The organism is Paraburkholderia polaris (genome assembly GCF_012927345.1).
Taxonomy (GTDB): Bacteria; Pseudomonadota; Gammaproteobacteria; order Burkholderiales; family Burkholderiaceae; genus Paraburkholderia; species Paraburkholderia polaris.
Map to the genome: position 1 here is coordinate 87,213 of NZ_JABBGJ010000035.1, position 25,120 is coordinate 112,332.

The following is a 25,120-nucleotide window of genomic DNA, read 5'->3' on the forward strand; positions in this document are numbered from 1 at the left end:
TTAGAACACCGGTTGATACGGGCCGAGTTCGACCTGCACGGATTTGATGCGCGTGTAGTGTTCGAGCGTGGTGATGCCGTTCTCACGGCCGACGCCCGACTGCTTGTAGCCGCCCACCGGCATTTCCGCGGGCGACTCGCCCCACGTATTGATCCAGCAGATACCCGCTTCAAGACGATGAATCACACGATGCGCGCGCGCCAGGTTCTCGGTCACGACGCCTGCAGCCAAACCGTAAGCGGTGTTATTTGCACGCGAGATCGCTTCGTCTTCGTCGTCGAAAACGAGGATGCTCATCACCGGGCCGAAGATTTCTTCGCGCACGATACGCATGTCGTCATGGCAGCCGGTGAAAACCGTCGGCTCGACGTACTGGCCGTTGCCGAAGTGGCCTTCCGTCAGCCGTTTGCCGCCGGCAATCAGCCGCGCGCCTTCCTGCACCCCGCTTTCGATGTAGCCGAGCACTTTGTGCAATTGCGCGGCGCTGACGAGCGGGCCGAAGTTGGTGTCGGCGTCAGTGGGCGCGCCGACGCGAATCCGTTTTACACGCTCCAGCACCAGCGTTTCGAACCGTTCCAGCACGCTACGCTGCACGAATACACGTGTGCCGTTGGTACAAACCTGCCCTGAGCTGAAGAAGTTGGCGCTCATCGCAATGTCGGCGGCGCGTTCGAGGTTGGCATCGTCGAAAACGAGCAGGGGGGATTTGCCGCCCAGTTCCATCGTCACTTCTTTCAGCGACGATGCGCCCGCCAGCGACATCACCTTCTTGCCCGTTTCAACGCCGCCGGTGAACGAAATTTTCTCGATGTCGGGATGCGCGGCGAGCATCGCACCCACGCGTCCGTCGCCTTGTACGACGTTGAACACGCCGGCCGGTACACCGGCTTCGGTATAAATCTCCGCGAGTTTCAGAGCGGACAGTGGCGTGATCTCGCTCGGCTTGAAGATCATCGCATTGCCGGCCGCCAACGCGGGCGCCGATTTCCAGCACGCGATCTGGATCGGGTAATTCCACGCGCCGATGCCTGCGCACACGCCCAGCGGTTCACGCCGCGTATAGACAAACGAGGAGGGCCGCAACGGAATCTGCTGACCTTCGATGGCGGTCGCCAGCCCTGCGTAATACTCGATCACGTCCGCGCCGGTGACGATATCGACCGCCCGGGTCTCCGCGATCGCCTTGCCGGTGTCGCGTGTTTCGAGCGCGGCGAGTTCGTCGTTGCGTTCGCGCAGGATCTCGACCGCGCGGCGCAGGATGCGCGAGCGCTGCATCGCCGTCAGCGCGGCCCACTCGCGTTGGCCGTCGCGTGCGGATTGCACCGCGCGATCGACGTCGGCCGCCGCGGCCTGTTGCACGGTGGCGAGCGTTTCGCCCGTGGCGGGGTCGAGCGTGTCGAAGGTCTCGCCACTGGTCGCGTCGACGTAGGCGCCGCCTATATAGAGACGTTGCGTTTCGAATACCGCCATGAGTTGCTCCTTTTTTGAAAATGTCGCCGGTCTGCTTGCGTGCTAGTTACGTGCTAGTTACGTGCTTCCAGCAGCAGATCGATGTATTCGTTCGCCACGCGCAGTGCGGCCTTGGTATCGAAGGGCTCGCCGGACAAAGCGCCGCGCAGCCATAACCCGTCGATCAACGCAGCGAGACCGCTCGCCGCACGGCGCGCCGCCGCACGCGGCAGTGCTTTCGAAAAATCCGCGCACAGGTTCGAGTTCAAGCGCCGCGTATTCACGTATTGAAGCCGCCGCAATTGCGGCTTGTGCATGCTCTCGGACCAGAATGCGAGCCACGTTTTCATGACCGGGCTGCTGGTCTGCTCAGCGTCGAAATTCGCCGCCACGACCGCGCGCAGTTTCGAGCGGGGATCCGCCTTCGCCGCACGGCGCCGTCTTGACGTGGCTTGCCACAGATCGCGCAGCACGTGACGCATGGTGGCTTCGAGCAAACCGTCCTTGTCGCCGAAATAGTGGCTGACGATGCCGGTGGAAATGCTCGCACGCTGCGCGACCGAAGCGAGCGTTGCACCGGCCAGGCCCGTCTGGTCGATGGTCAGCAGGGTTGCGTCGATCAGCTGGGCGCGGCGGATTTCGCGCATTCCAAGTTTGGGCATGGTGCTAGGGGGGCGGGCGCAGGGCGGCCACCCAAGTGGTTCGATGGGCCATATTAGTTTTTTTATATTGAACGGTCAATCAATAAAAACCGGGTGGCATCAGCGTGCGCGCGGGTTGCACCTCGCGTGTCGGTTCCTGCCAAACCGGTGTCGCGTTCGGTACATGTCCTTTGTTTCAGCGGACGCTACGCTCGTTGAACGGCGTGCCACATCGAGTCGGGCACGTCGCTCACAAGACATGGAGACAGACAAATGAGCAGCAATCGCGGCGTCGTGTATCTAGGGCAGGGCAAGGTGGAAGTGCAGTCGATCGACTTTCCGAAGATGGTCGACCCGCGTGGCCGGTCAATCGGCCACGGCGTGATCCTGAAGGTGGTCAGCACGAATATTTGCGGCTCCGATCAGCACATGGTGCGCGGCCGCACGACCGCCGAGGTCGGGCTCGTACTCGGCCACGAGATCACCGGCGAGGTGATCGAGGTGGGCCGCGACGTTGAAACGTTAAAGATCGGCGACCTGGTGTCGGTGCCGTTCAACGTCGCGTGCGGACGCTGTCCGACCTGCAAGGCGCAGCACACCGGCGTGTGCCTGAACGTGAATCCGTCGCGGGCGGGTGGGGCGTATGGCTACGTCGACATGGGCGGCTGGATCGGCGGCCAGGCCGAGTACGTGCTGGTGCCGTATGCGGACTTCAATCTGCTGAAATTCCCCGACCACGCCCAGGCGATGTCGAAAATCCGCGACCTGACGTGCCTGTCCGACATTCTGCCGACCGGCTATCACGGCGCGGTGATGGCGGGCGTGAAGCCCGGCGCTACCGTCTATATCGCAGGCGCGGGGCCGGTGGGGATGGCTGCGGCCGCATCCGCACGCTTGTTGGGCGCAGCTTGCACGATCGTCGGCGATATGAATGAGGCGCGTCTCGCGCATGCGCGCAAGATGGGTTTCCAGACCATCGATTTGTCGAAGGACGCCACGCTCGGCGAACAGATCGAACAGATTCTCGGCAAGCCTGAAGTGGATTGCGCGGTGGACTGCGTCGGTTTCGAGGCGCACGGCCACGGCAGCAGCGGCTCGCATGAGGAAGCGCCGGCCACGGTGCTCAATTCGTTGATGGAAATCACCCGGGCCGCGGGGGCGATCGGGATTCCGGGTCTGTATGTGACGGACGATCCGGGTGCCACCGATGCCGCCGCCCGCAAAGGCAGCCTGAGCATCCGCTTCGGTCTAGGCTGGGCCAAGTCGCACTCGTTCCACACCGGACAGACGCCGGTGATGAAGTACAACCACAATCTGATGCAGGCGATTTTGTGGGACCGCTTGCCGATTGCCGACATCGTCAACGTGACCGTTGTATCGCTCGATCAGGCCCCGGACGGTTACCGGCAGTTCGATGGCGGCGCGCCGAAGAAGTTTGTGATCGACCCCCACGGGCTGTTGAAAGCGGCCTGAGGCACGAAGGGACCGCGTTCGCGGTCCTGTCTGAGGCTGTCACGCAAAGCTGAACAGCCTGATCACAACGCACGCGTTGAGCAGGTTCCCGTTCCACGCGTTGTGTTTTCAGGCGGTGAAGTTGTCAGTGAGGCAATCGACTCAAGCCGCCATCACAGGCGTGACAGAAGCCAGCGACGGCGCCTGCTTGCGCCTCTCGCGCGTCGGCGCGGTGCCGAACGCGTCGCGATAGCTCTTCGAGAAGTGGCAAGCCGACTGGAAGCCGCACGCCATGGTGATATGCATGATCGACATGTCGGTCTGCAGCAGCAACTCGCGGGCGCGCCGCAAGCGCAGCGTCAGATAGTAATGCGTGGGTGTCATCCCCAGATGCTCGCGGAACAGGCGCTGCAATTGCCGTTGCGACATGCCGGCGAGCCGCGCGAGCTCTTCGCGTGAAAGCGGCTCTTCGATGTTGTTCTCCATCAGCGAGATCACTTCGAAGAGCGACTTGTTGGCCGACCCGAGCCGCGCCACCAGCGGCATTTTCTGTTGTGCGCTCGTATCGCGCACATGTTCGACGATGAACTGCTCGGCGATTTGCGTAACCCGTGCCGTGCCGACACGCGGCGCGATCAGGTTGAGCATCATATCGAGCGGCGCGACGCCGCCCGTGCATGTGACGCGATCGCGATCGATCACGAACAGTTCTTTCAGAAAGCGCGTGTCGGGAAACTCTTCTTTGAGCGCCGACATGTTCTCCCAGTGAATTGCGCACGCGTAACCGGCCAGCAAGCCGGCGCGCGCCAGCGCATAGGTGCCCGTGCACAGGCTGCCGAGCACGCTGCCCAAACGGGCGAAGCGGCGCAGGGCGACGAGATGTTCGGGAGTCGTGGCGCGCTGCACGTCGATGCCGCCGACCACGAACACGATATCTGGCTGGCCGACACATTCAACGGGCCCGGTATCGACCGAGAGACCGTTGCTCGCCGTCACTGGCCCGCCTTCGGGGCTCACGATCGACCAGCGGTAAAGCGTTTGTCCTGTCAGGTAGTTCGCCATGCGGAGGACTTCGATCGCGTTGGTGAACGCGATCATCGTGAAGTTCGGAACCGGCATGAATGCGAAATGCGACAGCGACGCCGTGCGATCGGTGGACATGGGGGAAATGAATCCTTCGAATCTGTAATGTCGCTTTGCCGTGGGGAGCGGCGACTCGTGCAATTTTGAGGACGAGCGCAACTAACGTGCCATCAGGCTAAACCCTCACTTGCCCATCAATAAAAGCTGGATCGCTAAACAAACGGCACCAGAACGGCGCCGCGCGTGTGCGCACACGCACCTGAACTGCGCACAGCGGTCAGCTGCAGTGCAGCATGAGCGCGAACAGCTAACGATCGTTCGCAACCTGTCATCGCGACTTGTCGAAAAAGGTCGCCCATGGCGGAAAAGGCAAAGAACGCGTCTGAATTCGTAAATTGGCGCGCGGGGCGAGAGTCAAGAATAGACGCAATGCAGACCGGTAGCAGCGGGGCTTCGAAGCCCACCCCAAAGCCGCTCCCGGCCTTCCGCCAACCACCCCACGGACCTTCCATGTCGAACCCGAATCCTTTCTTCGAAGAATCGCTCGCCACGCGTGACGCGGCGGTGCGCGGCGCCATTTTGAAAGAGCTGGAGCGCCAGCAGTCGCAAGTCGAATTGATCGCGTCGGAAAACATCGTGTCGCGCGCGGTGCTCGAAGCGCAGGGCTCGGTGCTGACCAACAAGTATGCGGAAGGGTATCCGGGCAAGCGCTATTACGGTGGTTGCGAATACGCCGACGTGATCGAAACGCTGGCACTCGATCGGATCAAGCAGCTGTTCAACGCGAAATTCGCCAACGTGCAGCCGCATTCCGGCGCCCAGGCCAACGGCGCGGTGATGCTCGCACTCGTGAAGCCGGGCGACACGGTGCTGGGCATGTCGCTCGACGCGGGCGGCCACCTGACCCATGGCGCCAAGCCGGCGATGTCGGGTAAGTGGTTCAACGCGGTCCAATACGGCGTGAATCGCGACACGATGCTGATCGATTACGAGCAGATCGAGGAACTCGCGCAGCAGCACAAGCCGGCGCTGCTAATCGCCGGCTTCTCGGCTTATCCGCGCGCGCTGGACTTCGCACGGCTGCGCGCGATCGCCGATGGCGTGGGCGCGAAGCTGATGGTGGATATGGCGCACATCGCCGGCATCATCGCCGCAGGCCGCCATCAGAATCCGGTCGAGCATGCGCACGTGGTGACGTCCACCACGCACAAGACGCTGCGCGGTCCGCGCGGCGGCTTTGTGCTGACGAATGACGAAGACATCGCCAAGAAGATCAACTCGGCTGTGTTTCCCGGCTTGCAGGGCGGCCCGCTGATGCATGTGATCGCCGGCAAGGCGGTGGCGTTCGGCGAGGCGCTGCAACCGGGCTTCATGACCTACATCGACAACGTGCTGGCCAACGCGCAGGCACTGGGCGAAGTACTGAAGGCAGGGGGCGTCGATCTGGTGACGGGCGGCACGGACAACCATCTGCTGCTGGTCGATCTTCGTCCGAAGGGCCTCAAAGGTAATCAGGTCGAGCAGGCGCTGGAACGCGCCGGCATCACCTGCAATAAGAACGGCATTCCTTTCGACACCGAGAAGCCGACGGTCACCTCCGGCGTTCGCCTCGGCACGCCGGCGGGCACGACGCGCGGCTTCGGCGTGAGCGAATTCCGCGAGGTCGGACGGCTGATCGTCGAGGTGCTCGATGCGCTGCGCGATCATCCGGAAGGCCATGCCGCCACCGAACAACGCGTGCGCCGCGAGATTTTCGCGCTGTGCGAACGCTTTCCCATCTACTAAGCACGCCTGGAGCAAACGATGAACACTCTGCACGACAACAGCATCATCATCGACGGTCTGAACATTTCGAAGTTCGAGCGCTCTGTGTTCGAAGACATGCGCCGTGGCGGCGTGACCGCGGTGAACTGCACGGTATCGGTCTGGGAAAGCTTCCAGAAGACCGTCGACAACATCGCCGAGATGAAGCAGCAGATCCGCGAATACGGTGAAATCCTGACGCTCGTGCGCACCACCGACGACATCTTGCGCGCGAAGAAAGAGAACAAGACCGGCATCATTTTCGGTTTCCAGAACGCGCATGCGTTCGAAGACAACCTTGGCTATATCGAGGCCTTCAAGGACCTCGGCGTGAACGTGGTCCAGCTTTGCTACAACACGCAGAACCTGGTCGGCACGGGCTGCTATGAACGCGACGGCGGGCTGTCGGGCTATGGCCGCGAAGTGATTCAGGAGATGAACCGCGTCGGCATCATGGTCGATCTCTCGCACGTGGGCGGCAAGACGTCGTCGGAAGCGATCGCGGCGTCCAACAAGCCGGTGTGCTACTCGCATTGCTGCCCGTCGGGGCTGAAAGAGCATCCGCGCAACAAGAGCGATGAGCAATTGAAAGAGATCGCCGATGCAGGCGGTTTCGTCGGCGTGACGATGTTCGCGCCGTTCCTGAAGCGCGGCCCGGACGCGACCGTCGACGACTATATCGAAGCCATCGAATACGTGGTGAACCTGATCGGTGAAGATCAGGTCGGCATCGGCACGGACTTCACGCAAGGCTATAGCACCGAGTTCTTCGACTGGATCACGCACGACAAGGGTCGTTATCGCCAACTGACGAACTTCGGCAAGGTGGTGAATCCGGAAGGCATTCGCACGATCGGCGAGTTTCCGAACCTGACGGCCGCGATGGAACGCGCCGGTTGGAGCGAAACCCGCATCAAGAAGATCATGGGTGAAAACTGGGTACGGGTGTTCGGCGAAGTATGGAAGGTCTGATTCTCCATTCACCAAACCTGAACCTATAAAAACGGAGTCTCCACATGCAACCCCAACTGCCTATCGATGTCGATCCGAACACCGGCGTCTGGACGACCGACGCGCTGCCGATGCTGTACGTGCCGCGTCACTTTTTCACGAACAATCACACCGCCGTCGAAGAAGCGCTCGGCATCGACACGTATGCCGAGATTCTCTACAAGGCCGGCTACAAGTCCGCTTATTTCTGGTGCGACAAGGAAGCGAAACAGCACGGCATTGCCGGCATGGCGGTGTTCGAACACTACCTGAACCGCCTGTCGCAACGCGGTTGGGGCATCTTCACGATCACGGAAGCCGATCCGTCCAGCTCGCACGCCCGCATTGAATTGCACCACTCGTCGTTCGTGCTCGCGCAACCGGGCAAGGAAGGCAAGCTTTGCTACATGTTCGCCGGCTGGTTCGCGGGCGCGATGGACTGGGTCAACGACACCGCGCCGGATGCCCAGCGCAAGGGTCCGCCGTCCCATTCGAAGGAAGCGCGATGCGCGGCTGAAGGCCACGATCATTGCGTGTTCGAAGTATCGCCGCTCGCGTCGTAACGACAACGCACACAGCCGCACACAGCCTATTCATTCCGAGGTCGATCGCGATGCGTTACCCGAACCTTTTCAAGCCTCTCACGCTGAACCAGTTGACCTTGCGTAACCGCATCGTCAGCACCGCGCACGCGGAGGTGTATGCGGAGCCGGGTGGTCTGCCCGGCGGCCGTTATATCCGTTACTACGAAGAGAAGGCCAAGGGCGGCGTCGGCCTCGCCGTGTGCGGCGGCTCGAGCCCGGTGTCGATCGACAGCCCGCAAGGCTGGTGGAAGTCGGTGAATCTCTCGACCGACAAGATCATCGATCCGCTCGCGCGGCTCGCCGAAGCGATGCATCGGCACGGTGCGAAGATCATGATTCAGGCCACGCACATGGGCCGGCGCTCGGCGTTTCATGGTGAGCACTGGCCGCATCTGATGTCGCCGTCGGGCGTGCGTGAACCGGTGCACCGCGGCAACGCGAAGATCATTGAAGTGGAAGAGATTCGCCGCATCATCTCGGACTTTGCCGCGGCGGCGAAGCGCGTGAAGGATGCCGGCATGGACGGCATCGAGATTTCGGCGGCTCACCAGCATCTGATCGATCAGTTCTGGAGCCCGCGCACGAATTTCCGTACCGACGAATGGGGCGGCTCGCTCGAAAACCGTCTGCGTTTCGGTACGGAAGTGTTGAAGGCCGTGCGCGAAGCGGTGGGCGCGGACTTCTGTATCGGTCTGCGCATGTGTGGCGATGAATTCCATGAAGACGGTCTCGATCACGAACAGCTGAAAGAGATCGCCCAGGCGATGAGCGAAACCGGCCTGATCGATTACCTCGGCGTGATCGGTTCCGGCGCGGATACGCACAACACCTTGGCGAACTGCATGCCGCCGATGGCGCTGCCGCCCGAACCGTTCGTGCATCTCGCGGCGGGTATCAAGTCGGTGGTGAAGCTCCCGGTGATGCATGCGCAAAGCATTCGCGATGCGGGCCAGGCCGAGCGCTTGCTCGCGAGTGGCATGGTCGATCTGGTCGGCATGACGCGTGCGCAGATCGCCGATCCGCATATGGTCATCAAGATCCGCGACGGCCGCGAGGATGAGATCAAGCAATGCGTCGGCGCGAACTATTGCATCGACCGCCAGTACAACGGGCTGGACGTGCTGTGCGTGCAGAACGCCGCGACGTCGCGTGAAGAAACCATGCCGCACGTGATCGCGAAAACACGCGGCCCGAAGCGGAAGGTGGTCGTGGTCGGCGCAGGTCCCGCAGGACTGGAAGCGGCGCGCGTGGCGAAGTCCCGCGGCCATGACGTGGTGCTGTTCGAGAAGAACGACTACGTCGGCGGTCAGATCATGCTGGCCGCGAAAGCGCCGCAGCGCGAGCAGATGGCGGGCATCGTGCGCTGGTTCGATATGGAAACGAAGCGCCTCGGCGTCGACCGCCGTCTTGGCGTTGCTGCCGACGAAAAAACCATCATGGCCGAGAAGCCGGACATCGTCGTGCTGGCCACGGGCGGTTCGTCGTTCACGTCGCAAGTCGCGGCGTGGGGCGTCGAAGAAGGGCTCGCGGTCAGTTCATGGGATGTGCTGTCGGGCAAAGTCGAGCCGGGCAAGAACGTGCTGGTGTATGACGGCGTCAGCACGCACGCCGGCGCGGGCGTCGCGGATTTCATGTCGAGCCGCGGTTCGAACGTCGAGATCGTGACGCCTGACGTGAAGGTCGCCGACGATGTAGGCGGCACTACGTTCCCGATCTTCTACCGCCGCCTCTACGCACAAGGCGTGATTCACACGCCGAACTACTGGCTCGACAAGGTGTACGAGGAAGACGGCAAGAAGATCGCCGTGATCCGCAACGAGTACACAGAAGAGCAGGAAGAACGCGCGGTCGATCAGGTGGTGATCGAGAACGGCAGCACGCCGAACGACCAGCTTTACTGGACGCTCAAGCCCGAGTCGGTGAATCGCGGACAGATCGACGTGCACAAGCTCTTCGCGTCCGAGCCGCAACCGTCGCTCAGCGAAGAACTCGGTAACGGTCGCTTCCTGCTGTTTCGCGTCGGCGACTGTATTTCCATGCACAACATTCACGGCGCGATCTACGACGCGCTGCGCCTTTGCAAGGATTTCTGACGATGAGCCCCGTGTTTGTCATCACCGTCCTGCTGTGGTTGTCGGTGGCTGGTCTCGCGTTCGCGCTCGCCAAACGCGCTGCTTACTGGCGCGAAGGCCGCGCCACGGCGGCCGGCGCGTATGGCTGGACCAACCTGCTGGCGATCCCGAAGCGCTATTTTGTCGACCTGCACCATGTGGTTGCGCGTGACCCGTACATCGCGAAGACGCACGTGGCGACGGCGGGCGGTGCGATCCTTGCGATGGCGCTGGTGTTCGTCAACTACGGTCTCGCAATCTACTCGCCGTGGCTCGACAAGCTGATCTTTCTGGCAGCGCTGGTGATGCTGGTCGGCGCGGTGTTCGTCTGGCGTCGGCGGCATGGTGCGAAGGCGGTGCCGGCACGGCTCTCGCGTGGACCCTGGGATCATCTGCCGCTATTGCTTGGTTCGTTTGCGCTCGGTTTGGCGCTGTTCATCGCGCTGCCGGCTGCGGCGATGTCGGGTGCGCTGGCCATCATCGTCGCCCTGCTGATCGCGGTGGGCGCGTTCACGATGACGTTCGGTGCGGCTCGCGGTGGTCCGATGAAGCATGCGCTCGCCGGTCTGCTGCACCTCGCGTTTCATCCGCGTCAGGAGCGCTTTGCCGAGCGCAACGACAACGACGTCGTGCCGCCGACCGCGCTGAAGGCGCCGCTGCTCGACGCGAAGGAATACGGCGTCGGCAAACCGGTCGAGTTTCGCTGGAACCAGTTGTTGAGCTTCGATGCCTGCGTGCAGTGCGGCAAGTGCGAAGCAGCGTGCCCCGCGTTTGCCGCCGGGCAGCCACTCAATCCGAAGAAGCTGATTCAGGATCTTGTCACGGGCATGGTGGGTGGCACGGACGAGGCTTATGCGGGCAGCCCGACGCCTGGCATTCCCATCGGCAAACACGGCGGCGCGCCGGGCAAGCCGCTCGTGTCGAGCCTGATCGAAGCGGACACGCTGTGGTCATGCACCACTTGCCGCGCTTGCGTGCAGGAATGCCCGATGTTGATCGAGCACGTCGACGCGATCGTGGATATGCGCCGGAACCAGACCTTGGTCGAAGGCAGCGTACCCGGCAAAGGTCCGATTACGCTCGCGAATCTGCGTGAGACCGGCAGTTCGAACGGTTATGACATCGGCGCGCGTTACGACTGGGCGGTCGATCTGCAAGTGCAGGTCGCGCAACCGGGACGCCTGGTGGACGTGCTGTTGATCGCCGGCGAAGGCGCGTTCGACATGCGCTATCAGCGCACGCTGCGCGCGCTGATCAAGGTGCTGAATCGGGCGGGGATCGACTACGCGGTGCTCGGCGGCGTCGAAACCGATACCGGCGATACGGCACGACGTCTCGGCGACGAAGCGACCTTCCAGCAACTCGCAACCAAACTGATCGGCACGCTCTCGCAGTACTCGTTTCGCAAGATCGTCACCGCCGATCCGCACGTGCTGCACAGCCTGCGCAACGAATATCGCGCACTCGGCGGTTTCTACGAGGTGCAGCACCATACGGCACTGATCGAAGAACTGGTATCGAGCGGCAAGCTGTCGCCGAAGGCGGTCACCGCGTTCGCGGACCGCAAGATCACGTATCACGATCCGTGCTATCTGGGCCGCTATAACGGGGAAACGGAAGCGCCGCGCCGTTTGCTGAAAACCATCGGTATCAAGGTGGTCGAAATGGAACGCAACGGTATGCGCGGACGTTGCTGCGGAGGCGGCGGCGGTGCACCGTTGACCGATATCCCCGGCAAACGGCGTATTCCCGATATCCGCATCGACGACGCCCGCGCGATAAACGCGGAGATCGTTGCGGTGGGTTGCCCGAATTGCACGGCGATGCTCGAAGGCGTGGTCGGCCCGCGTCCGGAAGTGCTGGACGTCGCCGAACTGGTTGCTGCGGCGCTGGAGTAACGCGATGAACAATCTCAAACGAATCGATCCGCGCCGGCCATTCACGATCACGGCCGACGGGCTCAAGCGGATTACGCTCGGCATGACGGGTGTCGCCGGCTCGATGGAATTCGCGGCGCACGGCTCGACGGGGTCGGCGCATCGCGAGCACGCGAAACCGCGCCGCACGACGGCCACGCCGCAGCGTGTGCTGCTGGTGGCCGCTCACGCAGACCGCGGCGCACTGGATGACCACGCGCGCCAGACCTTGGCCGCCGCCGCGCTAATCGCGGACGCGACAACTGAAGTCGTACTGCTCGTATTCGGCGAGTTCACCGGCGACGCTGCCGCGCTCGGTGCCGACAAGCTGATCGAGTTGCCGATGTTCGACCGCCGCGTTTTCGCGCCGCTTGACGAATTGAACGCGCTGGCCGCGTGCGTCGCGGCCTATGCGCCGGCGCACATTTTCCTGCCCGACAACGCCACCGGCGACGGCGACCTCGGCCGCGGTTATGCGGCCGCCGCGAATGCGAGCGTCGCGACGCATGTCGTCGAGATCGACGCGGCCCATGTCGCGGCATATATCCAGACGAATACGGCGTTCGCCGTGCGTGCATTGCCCGAGGTCGTGTTGCTTGCAGCGAATGCGGTCGATCCGAAGTTGCCGTTTGTCGGCGCGGGTGAGCGAGTGGTGTGGCGTTTCGATGGCGAACCGGCTTCGTCAAAAAGCATCGTGCGCGATCTTGGTGTCGAGGAAATCGACGCCGCCCAACTCGCGCTCGAAGAGGCGGATTTCATCGTTTCGGCAGGCAATGGCGTCAGCGATGTCCCAGCGTTCGAGCGTCTGGCAGCCACGTTAGGCGCCGCGATCGGCGCAAGCCGCGTGGCCGTGGACGACGGCAAGTTCACCCGCGACAAGCAGATCGGCGCCACCGGTAAGACTGTGGAAGCCAGTGTCTATATCGCGTTCGGCATTTCCGGCGCGGTTCAGCATCTGCAGGGCATCAAGGATTGCCGGCACGTGATCGCCGTGAATCTCGACGCCAGCGCGCCGATCGCCAAACGCGCGAATCTGACGGTTATCGCCGATGCGCAGGAGACCATCGCGGCGTTGAACGAAGCCGCGGCGGCTGCGCGCACGGCACGCGGCACCGGTGCTGCGCTATTGAATTCAACGGCTGTTGCAGAAGGAGCGCTTGCATGAAGATCGCCGTACTGGTTTCCGTGGGCCGGCACCCGGTCAGCGGCACCGCGCGCTACAGCCGTAACGACGCCGCCGCGCTGACGATAGCGCTCTCCCTCGCAAAAACGCACGGCGCGACGCTCGACGTGTTGCACGCGGGCGATCCGTCAAATCCGGCGCTGAAGGAATATCTCGCGCTCGGCGCGCGCACTGTCGAGGTGCTGGAAGTGCCTGAATCGCCTGAATGGCAAGGCGACGCGATAGCACCGCTCGCCACCCGTCTGCGCGGTTACGACCTTGTATTGACCGGCACCCGCGCCGAAGGCGCATTCGATAGCGGCATGCTGCCGTATCGCGTCGCCAATGCGCTGGACATGCCGCTCGTCGGCGCAGCCGTCGATCTGACGCTTCGCGACGGCTGCGCCGAAGTCCGGCAATTCATGCCGAAGGGCCTGCGCCGCCGCGTCGAAGTGCAGTTGCCGGCTTTGATCGCGGTGCATCCGATGGCCAACACGGCGCCGAGCTACGCCTATGCAAGGCTGCGCGAAGGCACGATCCGTCCGATCGCGACAGCAACGCCCGCGAGCCCGGGCACGGCCAACCCCGACGACCTTGCCTGGACGACACGCCCCGCGAGCGCCAAACCGGTGCGCTTCGCCGCCGCCGAGAAGCGCTCGGGCCATGCCCGCATGCTCTCGGCGACGACGACCGAAAGCCGCGGCGGCAGCGTCGTAATTGAAGGGAGTTCCGTCGAAAAAGCACAAGTGATCCTCGCGTATTTGCGCGAGCATCAACTTGTGGATTACTGATTTCCGGTTCGGGCCAGCATGCGACCAGGAGGGCCTGGCGCGGCGCCAGACGTGACATGCAACGGAGCACACAATGAAAGTTTCGGCAGACGTTCGCGCAATGATCGAACGCCGCAAAAGGAATCACACGCTGGAAGCGCCGTTCTATACGAGCGAGGCTATTTTCGCGCTCGACATGGAGGCGATTTTCCGCAAGCACTGGATTCAGGTCGCGGTGGAACCGGATGTGCCGGAGCCGGGCGACTACATCACAGTGGAAATCGGCAACGATTCGATTCTGATCGTACGCGACGACGACATGCAGGTGCGGGCATTCCATAACGTTTGCCGCCATCGTGGCGCGCGTTTGTGCAATACGGACAAAGGTTCGCTCGGCAATATCGTCTGCCCGTATCACAGCTGGACTTACAACCTGAACGGCGACTTGATGTTTGCCGAACATATGGGCGACCAGTTCGACCGCTGCAAGCACAGTCTGAAAGCGGTACACCTCCAGAATCTCGCCGGCCTGATCTTCATCTGTCTCGCGGACGAACCGCCAGCCGACTTTGCCGTGCTGCGCGCCGCGATGGAACCGTATTTGTTGCCGCACGATCTCGCCGGCTGCAAGGTCGCGGCGTCGATCGACATTATCGAAGAGGGCAACTGGAAGCTCACGATGGAGAACAATCGCGAGTGCTACCACTGCGTCGCGAACCATCCTGAGCTGACGATTTCGCTTTACGAATACGGTTTTGGCTATCAACGCACGCCCGCCAACGAAGAAGGCATGGCCGCATTCGAAGAGACCGTGGCGCGCCGTACCGCGCAATGGGAGGCGATGAACCTGCCGTCGGCGGAAATCGACCGGCTGGCCGATCTCGTCACGGGTTTCCGTACGCAGCGCTTGCCGCTCGATCGCGACGGCGAATCGCAGACCATGGACGCGAAGGTGGCCTCGAAGAAACTGCTCGGCGGTTTCGAGCAGGCCGATCTCGGTGGCCTCTCGTTCTGGACGCAGCCGAATTCGTGGCATCACTTCATGAGCGATCACATCGTCAGCTTTTCGGTGATTCCGCTGTCGGCAGGCAAAACGCTGGTGCGCACCAAGTGGCTCGTCCACAAGGATGCACGCGAAGGCATCGATTACGACGTGAACAATCTCACGGCCGTGTGGCGGGCCACCAATGATCAGGACCGCGCGCTTGTGGAGTATTCGCAACGCGGCGCAACCAGCAGCGCCTACGAGCCGGGGCCGTATTCGCCGTTCACCGAAGGCCTCGTCGAGAAGTTCTGCGAGTGGTACATCGGCCGTATTGCGGAGTACAGCAATGCGCCCCAAACCCATGATGCCGGCGATGCGCCGGTTTCGCACGGCGAAAAAGTCGTGTCTTTCATGCGCTGAGCGCGATACCGCAACCAGGAGCGGGAGAAAATCATGATGCGCGATCAGGCGACGCTTCAGCTCAGCCCCGAGCCGGCTCCAAACCGCGAGACGTCAAGCGGTGAGACTTCAAGCCGGGTGACGCAACCGCGGTTCTGGGAGACGCTGCCGGCGCGCTGGAACAGCGACACCGACGACACGCTGGTGTGCTGCCAGGTTCGTCAGGAAACTCACGACGTAAAGAGCTTTTTCTTTCGCGCGCCTTCGGAGCGGGCGTTCGTGTTCGAGCCGGGGCAGTTCATTACGCTGGAGCTGGAGATCGACGGCGAGGCGGTGAATCGCTGCTATACGATCTCATCGCCGCCCACGCGTCCGCACACCATTTCCATCACCGTGAAGCGCGTGCCGGGTGGCAAGGTGTCGAACTGGCTGCACGACAATTTGCACGCGGGTACGCAGGTTCGTGTGCTGGGGCCGTCCGGCGAGTTCACCTGCGCTCGGCATCCGGCGCGTAAGTTTCTGTTCTTGTCGGCAGGTTCGGGGGTTACGCCGCTGATGTCGATGAGCCGCGCGCATCATGAACTCGGCGAGGATAGCGACATCGTATTCGTGCACAGCGCCCGCACGCCGGACGACATCATCTTCGCGCGCGAGCTCGATCTGATTGCGTCGAATCAGGCCAATTTCCGCACAGCGTTCGTCTGTGAACGGCTTGGCGCGCGCACCAATTGGCCTGGCGTCACCGGCTTTCTGACCTTGCCCTTGCTTAAACTCATCGCGCCGGATTTTCTGGATCGCGAGATTTTCACCTGCGGCCCTGCGCCGTACATGCAGGCAGTCCGAAATTTGCTGGCCGAAGGCGGCTTCGATCGCAGCCATTACCACGAGGAAAGCTTCTCGTTCGAGACGATCAGCGAGGTCGCCGCGCAATTGACAACCTCGCATGTCGCCGACGCGTTGCAAGCACCGACAACCGCTGCGGAGAGCTTTGTCGAAATGCGTGAACAGGCGGCTGGGTTCACGCCCGCGCAGGTGCCGCTCGAGACGGAAACGACGTTCAAGGTGAGCTTCGCCAAAAGCAATCGCGAGATCGAATGCGATAGCGGCCAGCATGTACTCGACGCGGCGAAAAAGGCCGGCGTGCGGCTCCCGGCCTCCTGCACACAGGGCATGTGCGGCACCTGCAAGGTGAAGCTGGTGTCCGGCGAAGTCGCTATGAAACACGCTGGCGGAATTCGTCAGCGTGAAATCGATCAGGGCATGGTGCTGCTGTGCTGCAGCAAGCCGCTGAGCGATCTCGTCGTCGATAAGTAAGACAAGAACGAGACCAGGACTCGCAGTCGAAGTCGAAGTCGCCTGCGGACAACTGGATGTCGTAAAACAACGCTACCCGGCAATTCTGGCTGGCGATTCTAAATGCTCAATGGGTAGTTTGGACGGCTAACGGGAGAACGACGATGAGACTGATCAAACAGATTTTTGTGTTGAGCGCGTTGAGTGCGGCGCTGGCGGCAAGCAGCGTGAGTGTGTCGGCCGATACCAAGCCGACCATCAAGATCGGCTATGTGGAAGGTTGGGACGACAGTGTCGCGACCTCCAACGTCGCTGCGCGTGTGATTGAAAAGCGTTTGGGCTATCAGGTGCAACTCGTGCCGGTCGCGGCCGGTGTGATGTGGCAAGGTGTGGCGCGCGGCGACCTCGACGCGACGCTCTCAGCGTGGCTGCCAGTCACGCATGGCGCGTACTGGAACAACTTCAAGGATAAGGTCGTCGATCTGGGGCCCAACTTCAACGATGCGAAGATTGGCCTGATCGTGCCGGATAGCGCTGACGTGAAGAGCGTCGGCGATCTCGAAGCGAAGAAGACGGAATTCGGCTCGCGTATTGTCGGTATCGATGCCGGCGCGGGCGTGATGCAGAAAACCAGCGAAGCGATCAAGGCGTACGGGCTCGACTATACGTTGATGCCGAGCTCGGGCAGTGCGATGACCGCGGAACTGGCGCGTTCGGAAGCGGCGAGCAAGCCGATCATCGTGACTGGCTGGAAGCCACACTGGATGTTCGCGAAGTACAAACTCAAATTCCTCGACGATCCCAAGAAGGTATTCGGCGAAGCGGAGCACGTGGATAGCGTCGTGAATCCTGAACTGGAGACGAAGGCACCACCGGTGGTGGCGTTCCTCAAGAAGTTTCAATGGAAGCCGGGCGAGATCGACAGCGTGATGCTGGCGACACAAAACGGTGAGAAGCCGACGGCCGCTGCCGATGCGTGGATCAGCGCGCATGGGGACCGTGTGGATAGCTGGGTGAAATAATTTCCTGCTTCGCGTGGGCGAGTTGCCGCTTTTTCTCAGCGGCAACTTTTAGAGGTCGGTTCATGCAGCCATGAACCCTGTTATCCGGACCCGTCTGACGCTTTTTTCAGAGCACAAGGCGCGCCACCTCGAAGCGGAAGATGAACGCATGGCCGGTGTGCTTGCGTTGATCGTCACGCTTGCCGAAGGCGGACCCGCGCCCATGACCGCCGCCGAATTGCTAAACGAAATCGGGCTAGATTTGTCAATCTCCTTCTCAATCGTTAAGGGACGGTGCGAACGTGTGCCCATCAAACGCCCGGAGAAGCTGTCAACTGGTGTATGTATGCCGTGTGGAAGACTTAGGACTTCGATACTTCCGATTCGACCGCCTACATTGCTTGACCCGACGATATCCGCGCCGCCTTCATCCTTCAACCAAAGATACAAGGGAATTGCCATATCCAACCCCGTATTGAAAATGGCAATATAGGTGAGCATTAGGCGCAAAATGTCCAACTTTGTTGCAGTTGCGGCATCAACGTTTCCAGCGGCGCTTTTGTTTATTGCAACACGACGGTCCTATCGCCGTTGATAAACACCCGTCGCTCGATAAACGCCTTCACAGCCCGCGCAAGCGTGATGCATTCGACATCGCGTCCCGTCGCAAGCAGCCGCTCCGGGCTGTATGAGTGATCGACGCGCTCTACGACCTGTTCGATGATCGGACCTTCGTCGAGATCGTCCGTCACGAAGTGCGCGGTTGCGCCGATCAGCTTCACCCCACGCGCATGCGCCTGGTGATAAGGCTTCGCTCCTTTGAAGCCGGGCAGGAACGAATGGTGGATGTTGATCGCGCGGGCCGCGAGTGCACGGCTCGTTTCGCCGGAGAGAATCTGCATGTAGCGCGCAAGGATCATCAATTCAGCGCCTGACGTTTCGAACAGGTCGAGCAAACGTGCTTCTTGTTGCGGCTTGGTATCGGCGCTGATTGGCAGATGATGGAACGGCAAACCGTGCTGTTGCGCGAGCGGCTCCAGATCGCGATGGTTCGAAGCGATGCCGACGATATCCATCTTCAACTCGCCCATGCGCCAGCGGAACAGCAGATCGGCGAGACAGTGCTCGAGTTTCGACACCATGATCAGCACCTTCGGCCGCGTGCCGACGTCGTGCATCGCCCACGTCATCCGAAAGCGCTCGGCGATCGATTCGAATTCGCGCTTGAGTGCAGCGATATGCAAGGTCTCGTTGGTGTCGACGCCATGAAACACGCAGCGGACGAAGAAACGCTCGCTGAGGTCGTCGTCGAAAACGGTCAGTTCGTCGATATAGCAATGATGCCGGTCGAGAAAGCCGACGACAGCGGCAACCTGGCCCGCCGCGCTCGGACACGCGACAGTGAGAACCAGTTGATCGGGACGGGAATCGGCGGACATGCGCTCTCCACTTAGGCGATAGGGCAATGCCGCGGGGCGCGGCATGCATCATCGCAGTAGAGCAAATCAGCGGGTCATGGGGATAGAAGCTAACCGCCGTCGCGCTGGAATGGGAGCGTCAGGTGAGGCTGGGGCGGGCGAAGGGGCAGCGCGCCCCAAGCATAAATCAATCTCAGGCGTGGGCAGGCGCCGCGTGCAGCTCCAGACCGAGGGCGCGGATCACCTTGATGATCGTCGCGAAGCTGGGATTGCCGTCTTCGGACAGCGCCTTGTAGAGACCTTCGCGCGAGATTCCGGTGTCGCGGGCGAGCTGCGCCATGCCACGCGCACGCGCGATCACGCCCAACGCATGCGCGAGGAATGCAGGGTCGTCGCTGCCTTCAAGCAGACAGGCCTCGAAATATTCAGCCATGTCCGTTTCGGTCTTCAGGTGTTCGGCCGAATCCCACTGCCGGGTTTTGATCTTTTCCATAGTTCACTCCGACTCAAGGTTCGCCAGCATCTTGTGTGCGGCTTTGATATCTGCGGGTTGAGTCGACTTGTCTCCACCACACAGCAGGATCACCAGCACTGCGCCGCGCTGCACGTAGTAGACGCGATAGCCACGACCGTGATCGATCCGCAGTTCGGTAATCGGCGCGCCTGCGGAATTCGTGTCGCCGGGGTGCCCATCACCAGACGGCCGACGCGGGCCTGAATGCGGCGCTTGGCGATCCGGTCTTTCAAGCCGTCGAACCAGGCGTCAAATGTCTCGGTGGTGCGGATATTCAACATTCAGAAAGTGTAATCCATAGATTACGCATATGTCAGCTGTGGTTCACAGTCCGTTTTCGCTTTTCTGAGGCCCCCTCACTCAGCCTCAAGCCCGCACTCATCCATCAACCATTGACGGAATGCGCCGACCGCTGGTGTCGCCGCACGCTGCGTGACGAGCAGATAGCCGCGCTCGGTGACCACTGGGGCGTCGAACAGCTCGACGAGTTGTCCCGTGGCGAGCAGTTCGTCGAGCAGAGGCGCCCAGCAGAGCGCGACGCCCTGGCCCATGATCGCTGCGTGGGCTACGAGCGTAAAGCTGTTGAACGTGATGCCGCGATGCGCGGCGGGCGCATCCAGACCGTGCGCCGTGAACCAGTCGGCCCACGACAGCCAGCGTGCCGGCTGCGTGGGTTCGAGATGCAGCAGCGGCAAGCTTGTCAAGTCGGAGGGCGTGCGCAACTGCGGATGCGCGGCCAGAAACGCCGGACTGCACACCGGCGTGACACGTTCCGGAAATAGCTTGAGCGCACCTCGCGCACTCCAGTCCGCGTCCTCGTCGCCGAACGCAATCGCAATGTCCGCCTGATCGTGCGATGGATCGATGACGTTCTGCGACGTGATGATCTTTACGTCGACGTCGGGCACCAGCGCCTTGAACTGCGCCAGGCGCGGCATCAGCCAGTAGGTTGCGAAACCAAAGTCGGTGTAGAGCGTGAGGGTTTGCGGCGTGCGCCCCGCGCGGATCTCGGCAGTGGCGAGGCGGATGGTGTCGAGGGCGTTGCGCACCGCTTCAAAGAGGCGCACCCCATCTTCCGTCAGCGTGACGCCGCGATGGCCACGTTCGAAAAGCGGTGCGTCCAATGCCTCTTCGAGTTGCACCACGCGCTGACTGACCGCAGGCTGTGTCGAGCCCAGTTCGCGCGCTGCGGCCGTGAAGCTCGCGAGACGCGCTGCGGATTCGAACATCGTCAACGCCTGCATTGGCGGCAAGCGATCCCGCCTCGACATAAGTCCCCCTTATAGGCACATAACGATTTGCCGTCTTCACAGTGGCGAATTGGACGGCAATAGTGATGTTCATGCGGGGCCGGCACGCCGGTGACTTCGCTTGCAACGACACCCGCATCAACACTTGCGATTCTATTCGAGGCGCGCTCCAATGCTTGACACGAAACAGAATATCCTTATTCTGATGGCCGATCAGATGACCCCATTTGCGCTTGCCGCATACGGACATCGCCTTACCAAGACCCCGAATCTCGATCGCCTCGCGAAACAGGGCGTGGTATTCGACTCGGCGTATTGCGCCAGTCCGTTGTGTGCGCCGTCGCGCTTTTCTTTTTTGTCGGGCAAGCTGCCGTCCGCGATCGGCGCCTATGACAATGCAGCAGAATTTCCTTCCCAAACGCTGACGTTCGCGCACTATCTTCGCGCCGAAGGGTATCGCACGATCCTGTCCGGCAAAATGCATTTCTGCGGCGCCGATCAGTTGCATGGTTTCGAAGAGCGGCTCACAACAGACATCTATCCCGCCGATTTCGGCTGGACGCCCAACTGGGACGATTTCGAAACGCGCCCCACGTGGTACCACAACATGAGTTCGGTGATCGACGCGGGCCCTTGCGTGCGCACGAACCAACTGGACTTCGACGATGAAGTCACGTTCACCACGCGCCAGAAGCTCTTCGATATCGCGCGTGAGCGACATGCCGGCAAAGATGCACGGCCGTTTTGCCTGGTCGCTTCGCTGACGCATCCGCACGACCCGTACGCGATTCCGCAGAAGTACTGGGACATGTACGCGGATGAAGACATCGCGCTGCCCGCTTATCGCGATTCGCTCGATGAAGCCGATCCCCATTCGAAGCGTTTGCGGCATGTGTGCGAAACCGACCGCACGCCGCCGACCGACCAGCAGATCCGCAATGCACGGCGCGCTTATTACGGCGCGATTTCCTATGTCGACGACCAGTTCGGTGCGATCCTCGAGGCGCTCGAACAGTCGGGGCTTGCCAAAGATACCGTCATCGTGGTGACGTCGGACCATGGTGAGATGCTCGGCGAGCGCGGGCTCTGGTACAAGATGACGTTCTTCGAGGGCGGCTGCCGGGTACCGCTGATCGTGCATGCGCCGCAGCAGTTCGACGCGCATCGGGTGCATGAGTCGGTTTCGCATCTCGACCTGCTGCCCACGCTGGTGGAAATAGCGCGTGGGGAACAACCGGCGGTCTGGCCGGATTCGCTCGACGGTCAGAGTCTCGTACCGCATCTGCGTGCTGCCCAGAGTATCCAGGGCGCCCACGGCGGCCACAGTGGCCACGACGAAGCGATCGGCGAATACCTGGCGGAAGGCGCTATCGCGCCGATTGTGATGCTGCGGCGCGGGCGCTTCAAGTTCATTCACACGCCAGCCGATCCTGACCAACTCTATGACGTGGCGGCAGACCCGCTCGAACGCGAGAACCTCGCAGCGCGTGCCGAATATGCATCACAGGTCGCGGCATTTCGTGAGGAAATCGCACGACGCTGGGACCTCGCCGCACTGCACAACGAAGTACTGCGAAGCCAGCGCCGCCGCCGTTTTCATTTCGAGGCCACGACGCAAGGCACGGTCGCGTCATGGGACTGGCAGCCGCATGTCGATGCGAGCCAGCGCTATATGCGCAATCACATCGACCTCGACACCCTCGAAGCGATGGCGCGTTTTCCCGCTGTGACGCGTTGATGTCTCCGCTTACGAATCACCCCACCTAAAGAAGCCGACATGATGAAAAAGCTCTTCAAACAGGCTGTATCCGGCGTTGCGCTGCTGTGCGCGGCGGCCACCTTTGCCGCGGCCGCCGAGCCGCAGTCCTGTACGCAGGTCAACATGGCGGGACCCGGCTGGACCGACATCGACGCGACCAATGCGATGACCGGCGTGCTGTTGAAGGCGCTCGGCTACCACCAGAACGTGGCGAACCTGTCGGTGCCGATTACCTATCAAGGTCTGAAGAGAGGGCAGGTCGACGTGTTTCTCGGTAACTGGATGCCGGCGCAAGCGCCGGTCGTCAAACCGTTCGAAGATGAAAAATCCATCGAGGTCGTGCATCCGAATCTGAGCAACGCGAAGTTCACACTCGCGGTGCCCGACTACGTGGCGGCCGCGGGCGTGCATTCATTCGCGGACCTCGCGAAGAACGCCGACAAGTTCGAGAGCAAGATCTATGGCATCGAACCGGGGGCACCGGCCAATCAGAACATCAAGAAGATGGTCGACGACAAGGCGTATGGGCTCGGCAACTGGAAGCTCGTCGAATCGAGCGAGACCGGCATGCTCACGCAGGTCGACCGCGCCGTGCGAGAAAAGAAATGGATCGTGTTCCTCGCATGGGAGCCGCATCTGATGAACACAAAGTTCAAGCTGACCTACCTTGACGGCGGTGACAAGTACTTCGGGCCGAACTACGGCGGCGCCACGGTCAATACTGTTGCGCGCAGCGGGTACGCCGAACAGTGTCCGAATGTCGGCCGCCTGTTCAGGCAACTTACGTTCAATGTCGATCTGGAGAACGGCGTGATCACCGAGGTTCTGGAGAAGAAGGCCGGCGTCGATGCGGCTGCCACCGAAGCACTCAAGCGCCACCCCGAATTGCTGAAGTCGTGGCTCGACGGCGTGAACACCGCCAGTGGCGCCAACGGCTTGCAAGCGGTGCAAACCGCACTCGGTGTGAAATAACCTCTACGCTCCAGACTTCGAGGTCGCTACTCGACAGATTTATGTCGCATCCGGTCGAATCCTTATAAATCTGGACCCGTATTCTTGATCCGTCGATGCAGGCATGCCAGATGATCGTATGCATTGCCGATAGATTCAATCAGCCTGGTTAGCTTGACTCGCTTGAGTTGCTTGAGTTGCTTGACTCGCTTGAGTTGCTTGAGTTGCTTGGTTGCCTGGTTGCCTGGTTGCCTGGTTGCTTGGTTGCTTGGTTGCTTTACTCAGCTTTAGCGAGCTTCAATCCGTTTCAACCAGTCTTAGCCGGTTTCGAACTGCCCGTCATGCGAGAAGCGCCGCGCGTTGGAAGACAGCGCGCAGCAGGGATCGCTTTATCCAACGAAATACGCAGGCAAAGAGCAGGGGAGAATTAGATGAAGAAGAAAAATGCCGTTACTCTTTCGGGACTCGCTCTCGCGGCAAGCGCTGTATGCGCACCGACGGTGGCCCATGCGCAAAGCAGCGTCACACTGTACGGGATTCTGGACGCAGGCATCACCTACGTGAACAATGCCGGTGGCGCACACCAGTTCAAATTCGACGACGGCATTTCGTACGGCAACCGGATCGGCTTCAAAGGCGTAGAAGATCTCGGCGGCGGCTTGCAAACGGTCTTCGTGCTCGAATCGGGTTTTCACCTGGGCAATGGGCAATTGGGATTCGGCGGTGCTGAATTCGGGCGCCAGGCTTATGTCGGCATCAAGAACTCGTGGGGGACTTTCTCGTTCGGTAACCAGCTCGATATGACCGAAGAGTTTGTTTTTCTGTACAACATCTCCGCATGGGCGAGCGGCTACGCGATTCACCAGGGCGACTTCGACCGGATGAACGGCGACCGTCTGCCGAACTCCGTGAAATTCCTGTCGAATGATTTTGCCGGCTTCACGTTCGGCGGTATGTACTCGTTCGGCAACACCGCCGGCGACTTCCATCAGAAGAGCGCATGGAGCGTGGGCGCGCATTACGACCACGGTCCGTTCAACATGGGCGTGGCGTATACGCAGTTGAACGATCCGTACGGCATCTATGCTTTCGACCCGTACGCGATGATCGGCACGCGAACCTTCCTCGGTCAGCCGACCGTTTCCGTCGATCCGGCCACCGGCGCGGTGACCGATCTGTATAGCTCTTCGGCATTCCCGGTGGATAAGCAAGGCGCGTTTGCAGTCGGTGCCGCCTACACGATCGGTAACCTGATGCTCACCGGCGATTTCACCTACACGACGATCAAGGGCTTCGGGCAGACCTCGCACATGCAGGTTTATGAAGGTGGCGCGTCGTATAACTTCACGCCTGCGTTGTCGCTATACGGCGGCTATCAGCACACGAGCTTCGAAGGCAATCACTGGAACCAGGGTTCGCTCGGACTGCACTACCTGTTGTCCAAACGTACCGATGTGTATATTTCCGGTGACTATCTGCGTGCATCGGATGGTGTAAATGCGGTGATCGGCTACAGCTTCGCGCCGTCGACGTCGAATACGCAGTCCGACGTGCGGATCGGGATGCGGCATTCGTTCTAGCCCATCGAG

21 protein-coding genes and 1 pseudogene are annotated in these 25,120 nt (G+C 61.4%); 14 read left to right on the forward strand and 8 right to left on the reverse strand.

Translation table 11 applies throughout. The features are described 5' to 3' along the window. Both betB and betI read right to left on the reverse strand, forming a co-directional pair. The gene (gene betB / locus HHL24_RS29275) at positions 1 to 1,470 is read right to left on the reverse strand and encodes a betaine-aldehyde dehydrogenase (RefSeq protein WP_169488829.1); all 1,470 of its coding nucleotides are present in this window, start codon (positions 1,468 to 1,470) and stop codon (positions 1 to 3) included. A 53-nt stretch (positions 1,471 to 1,523) separates the two neighbouring features. Then, complete coding sequence (gene betI / locus HHL24_RS29280) at positions 1,524 to 2,111, reverse strand: transcriptional regulator BetI (protein ID WP_169488830.1); 588 nt, start codon at positions 2,109 to 2,111, stop codon at positions 1,524 to 1,526. Between the two features lie 252 nt (positions 2,112 to 2,363). On the opposite strand from betI, the gene fdhA reads away from it, so the two are divergent. Then, positions 2,364 to 3,563: a formaldehyde dehydrogenase, glutathione-independent gene (gene fdhA, locus HHL24_RS29285; protein WP_074287573.1), complete on the forward strand. Its 1,200-nt coding sequence runs from the start codon at positions 2,364 to 2,366 to the stop codon at positions 3,561 to 3,563. A 141-nt stretch (positions 3,564 to 3,704) separates the two neighbouring features. On the opposite strand, the gene HHL24_RS29290 is transcribed toward fdhA, so the two are convergent. Further along, complete coding sequence (locus HHL24_RS29290) at positions 3,705 to 4,703, reverse strand: GlxA family transcriptional regulator (protein WP_169488831.1); 999 nt, start codon at positions 4,701 to 4,703, stop codon at positions 3,705 to 3,707. A gap of 432 nt (positions 4,704 to 5,135) precedes the next feature. Between HHL24_RS29290 and HHL24_RS29295 the strand changes: the two genes are divergently transcribed. The 10 genes from HHL24_RS29295 (at position 5,136) to HHL24_RS29340 (ending at position 17,660) form a co-directional block, all read left to right on the forward strand. Then, a complete protein-coding gene (locus HHL24_RS29295; RefSeq protein ID WP_169488832.1) occupies positions 5,136 to 6,410 on the forward strand; it encodes a serine hydroxymethyltransferase in 1,275 nt (424 codons plus the stop codon). An 18-nt stretch (positions 6,411 to 6,428) separates the two neighbouring features. Further along, the gene (locus HHL24_RS29300; protein WP_169488833.1) at positions 6,429 to 7,400 is read left to right on the forward strand and encodes a dipeptidase; all 972 of its coding nucleotides are present in this window, start codon (positions 6,429 to 6,431) and stop codon (positions 7,398 to 7,400) included. Between the two features lie 44 nt (positions 7,401 to 7,444). Next, a complete protein-coding gene (locus HHL24_RS29305) occupies positions 7,445 to 7,981 on the forward strand; it encodes a DUF5943 domain-containing protein (RefSeq protein WP_169488834.1) in 537 nt (178 codons plus the stop codon). A gap of 50 nt (positions 7,982 to 8,031) precedes the next feature. Beyond that, the gene (locus HHL24_RS29310) at positions 8,032 to 10,095 is read left to right on the forward strand and encodes an NADH:flavin oxidoreductase (protein WP_169488835.1); all 2,064 of its coding nucleotides are present in this window, start codon (positions 8,032 to 8,034) and stop codon (positions 10,093 to 10,095) included. A 2-nt stretch (positions 10,096 to 10,097) separates the two neighbouring features. Continuing rightward, positions 10,098 to 12,011 (forward strand): (Fe-S)-binding protein, encoded by a 1,914-nt coding sequence (locus tag HHL24_RS29315; protein WP_169488836.1) that lies wholly within the window; start codon positions 10,098 to 10,100, stop codon positions 12,009 to 12,011. A gap of 4 nt (positions 12,012 to 12,015) precedes the next feature. Then, positions 12,016 to 13,194, forward strand: coding sequence for an electron transfer flavoprotein subunit alpha/FixB family protein (locus HHL24_RS29320; RefSeq protein WP_169488837.1), 1,179 nt, complete (start codon positions 12,016 to 12,018; stop codon positions 13,192 to 13,194). Next, on the forward strand, positions 13,191 to 13,982 hold the full coding sequence (locus tag HHL24_RS29325) for an electron transfer flavoprotein subunit beta/FixA family protein (RefSeq protein WP_169488838.1): 792 nt from the start codon (positions 13,191 to 13,193) through the stop codon (positions 13,980 to 13,982). The genes HHL24_RS29320 and HHL24_RS29325 overlap by 4 nt, the downstream gene beginning before the upstream one ends. Positions 13,983 to 14,055: 73 nt before the next feature. Further along, positions 14,056 to 15,366 carry an aromatic ring-hydroxylating oxygenase subunit alpha gene (locus HHL24_RS29330; RefSeq protein WP_169488839.1) on the forward strand — a complete coding sequence of 437 codons (1,311 nt, stop codon included), beginning with the start codon at positions 14,056 to 14,058 and terminating at the stop codon, positions 15,364 to 15,366. Positions 15,367 to 15,399: 33 nt separating this feature from the next. Continuing rightward, entirely contained in the window at positions 15,400 to 16,659 is a 1,260-nt protein-coding gene (locus HHL24_RS29335; protein WP_169488840.1) for a hybrid-cluster NAD(P)-dependent oxidoreductase, read from the forward strand. Between the two features lie 143 nt (positions 16,660 to 16,802). Next, positions 16,803 to 17,660 (forward strand): glycine betaine ABC transporter substrate-binding protein, encoded by an 858-nt coding sequence (locus HHL24_RS29340; RefSeq protein ID WP_169488841.1) that lies wholly within the window; start codon positions 16,803 to 16,805, stop codon positions 17,658 to 17,660. 60 nt (positions 17,661 to 17,720) lie between these two features. Here HHL24_RS29340 and HHL24_RS29345 read toward each other — a convergent pair whose 3' ends face one another. The 5 genes and pseudogenes from HHL24_RS29345 to HHL24_RS29365 all read right to left on the reverse strand — a co-directional run bounded on the left by HHL24_RS29345 (position 17,721) and on the right by HHL24_RS29365 (position 20,842). Continuing rightward, the gene (locus HHL24_RS29345; protein ID WP_329606758.1) at positions 17,721 to 18,140 is read right to left on the reverse strand and encodes a type VI secretion system tube protein Hcp; all 420 of its coding nucleotides are present in this window, start codon (positions 18,138 to 18,140) and stop codon (positions 17,721 to 17,723) included. Between the two features lie 62 nt (positions 18,141 to 18,202). Beyond that, complete coding sequence (gene purU, locus HHL24_RS29350) at positions 18,203 to 19,078, reverse strand: formyltetrahydrofolate deformylase (RefSeq protein ID WP_169488842.1); 876 nt, start codon at positions 19,076 to 19,078, stop codon at positions 18,203 to 18,205. A 172-nt stretch (positions 19,079 to 19,250) separates the two neighbouring features. Next, entirely contained in the window at positions 19,251 to 19,550 is a 300-nt protein-coding gene (locus HHL24_RS29355; protein ID WP_169488843.1) for an addiction module antidote protein, read from the reverse strand. 3 nt (positions 19,551 to 19,553) lie between these two features. Beyond that, a pseudogene (locus HHL24_RS29360) lies at positions 19,554 to 19,852 on the reverse strand (type II toxin-antitoxin system RelE/ParE family toxin). Between the two features lie 75 nt (positions 19,853 to 19,927). Further along, positions 19,928 to 20,842 carry a choline sulfate utilization transcriptional regulator gene (locus HHL24_RS29365; protein WP_169488844.1) on the reverse strand — a complete coding sequence of 305 codons (915 nt, stop codon included), beginning with the start codon at positions 20,840 to 20,842 and terminating at the stop codon, positions 19,928 to 19,930. Positions 20,843 to 20,993: 151 nt separating this feature from the next. Between HHL24_RS29365 and betC the strand changes: the two genes are divergently transcribed. From betC to HHL24_RS29380, 3 genes are all read left to right on the forward strand, one after another. After that, complete coding sequence (gene betC / locus HHL24_RS29370) at positions 20,994 to 22,559, forward strand: choline-sulfatase (RefSeq protein ID WP_169488845.1); 1,566 nt, start codon at positions 20,994 to 20,996, stop codon at positions 22,557 to 22,559. A gap of 39 nt (positions 22,560 to 22,598) precedes the next feature. After that, positions 22,599 to 23,552 carry a choline ABC transporter substrate-binding protein gene (locus HHL24_RS29375; RefSeq protein ID WP_169488846.1) on the forward strand — a complete coding sequence of 318 codons (954 nt, stop codon included), beginning with the start codon at positions 22,599 to 22,601 and terminating at the stop codon, positions 23,550 to 23,552. A 410-nt stretch (positions 23,553 to 23,962) separates the two neighbouring features. Continuing rightward, positions 23,963 to 25,111, forward strand: a complete 1,149-nt coding sequence (locus HHL24_RS29380; RefSeq protein WP_169488847.1) for a porin — start codon at positions 23,963 to 23,965, stop codon at positions 25,109 to 25,111. Positions 25,112 to 25,120 lie beyond the last annotated feature (9 nt).